This is a genomic window from Bradyrhizobium sp. UFLA05-108 (assembly GCF_059803455.1).
Window position 1 is genome coordinate 1 of record NZ_JBANAZ010000184.1, and the last position, 1524, is coordinate 1524.

Genomic DNA, 1524 nt, shown 5'->3' on the forward strand with positions numbered 1-1524 from the left:
AAACGAGTACGCTCATATGGGTGGAATTGGCTCTGAGCCAAGGTCCCTGAGCGCGGCCTGATGTCTCAGTTGGGTCAAAATGCGAAGAACTCAACTTGAGCAAATCGGGTCCGCTATAACCCGCTGTCCGGACTTCGACGCGGTGTGCGGACACTTCGCTGATGGGCCACTTCCCTCATGCACCGAAGACAAGGACCGCTACGCCCGCGAATGGGATGGTTCGCGGCTCACGACGCGGGTCAGGCCGACGCTAAATCGCCGGCCCGATCCGCTCCCGCATCCTAAGCCGTGTACTCGACCCAAGCCCCATCAACGATCACGTAGTCGGCTGGAAAACAAATATAGGTATCAGTCAGATCGTCATAGACCCAATAGCCGTAGTAGTAGACGTTGGTTTGTGCGAGTTGCATGCTGGCAAGCGTTATGCCGGGAGTCGTCTCAGCAAACTTCTGACGAGACTTCACTTTCTTCACTTGCATTCCAGCGGCAGTAACACCGGTAACCTTGCCGTTATTCACCTCGGCGTAGACATCGACTTTTTTCCCAGTTGTATGGATCTTGTGCTTGCCATTCTTTTTGATGTTTTCGCCGAGGAGGTCCTTTCCATTGAGATGGTGCTTCTCCTTTGCGAAGGCGGTGCGAGACGCGTCGAGCGTTGCAGCTGCGGCGATCATTCCGAGTACGAGACGCCGATCAATCATGAACTTGTTCCCTTTGGACGTGACTCTGTTTTGTCATTTCGACTGAACTCGTGATGAACGGGGCGGCCACAGATAAGCTCCAAAGATCTCCAATTGAGTGCGAGAGCCGAGGTCACCTTCAATCGTTTTGATCGGCCTCGGTCGCGCCGCGTGCTCTTAGTATGAGTCAGCCTCAATGCGCCAAAAGTGCAACGATCCAGAAGCCAATCCCGGCCAGCGCTCCTGTTAGGGCGACCGCGAATAGCCAGCGCTCCCAGCTGAGAATGGTCACGCTCGCAACGCTGATTGCGATCTGAAACAGCGCCAGCGGCAAGAACAGGTTCTGACGGGGCTCGCGCAGCGCTGCACTTTTGGTATCTGCGGCTTCAACCTGCTTCTCCAGTGCCGTAGCCTTGGCCTGCAGCTCCCCAACCGTCAGCGTCACCGTCGTCCGCCGCACCCTGAGCAATTGGGCAAGCGCCTCCTGCGTCAGCGGGTGCACGTCATCGGGAACGCGGTCGTGGAGCTGCAGCAACCACCGCGCTCACCATCTCGCAGGGTCCCTGGCCTTAATGCTTCGGCCGGGACTCGAGTTTGCATCGCCGCTTCACGAACGTCTCGCTCGCGGGTCCTCTTATCTTGCCGGGCACGGCTGACCGCTCGGTAGCACGCATCCCTTCTCGCCAGGCTTTGCAGCGCCAGGCGGCGGTGCCGGCTTCGCAGCAGGAGGCGGTGGCGGAGGCGGCGGTGCCGGTCGCGCAACAGGAGGTGGTGGCGGAGGCGGCGGTGCCGGCCGCGCAGCAGGAGGCGGTGGCGGAGGCGGCGGTGCCGGTCGCGCAGTAGG

The 1524-nt window shown here is 59.8% G+C and carries 3 protein-coding genes; 1 reads left to right on the forward strand and 2 read right to left on the reverse strand.

Annotated elements, in window-relative coordinates:
- Positions 1–281: 281 nt before the first annotated feature.
- Together SO140_RS45810 and SO140_RS45815 are read right to left on the reverse strand one after the other, a co-directional pair.
- Positions 282–701 carry a hypothetical protein gene (locus tag SO140_RS45810; protein WP_498544180.1) on the reverse strand — a complete coding sequence of 140 codons (420 nt, stop codon included), beginning with the start codon at positions 699–701 and terminating at the stop codon, positions 282–284.
- A gap of 172 nt (positions 702–873) precedes the next feature.
- Positions 874–1215, reverse strand: coding sequence for a DUF4337 family protein (locus tag SO140_RS45815; protein WP_498544181.1), 342 nt, complete (start codon positions 1213–1215; stop codon positions 874–876).
- Between the two features lie 59 nt (positions 1216–1274).
- On the opposite strand from SO140_RS45815, the gene SO140_RS45820 reads away from it, so the two are divergent.
- Positions 1275–1523 (forward strand): hypothetical protein, encoded by a 249-nt coding sequence (locus SO140_RS45820; RefSeq protein WP_498544182.1) that lies wholly within the window; start codon positions 1275–1277, stop codon positions 1521–1523.
- Position 1524: the final 1 nt, after the last annotated feature.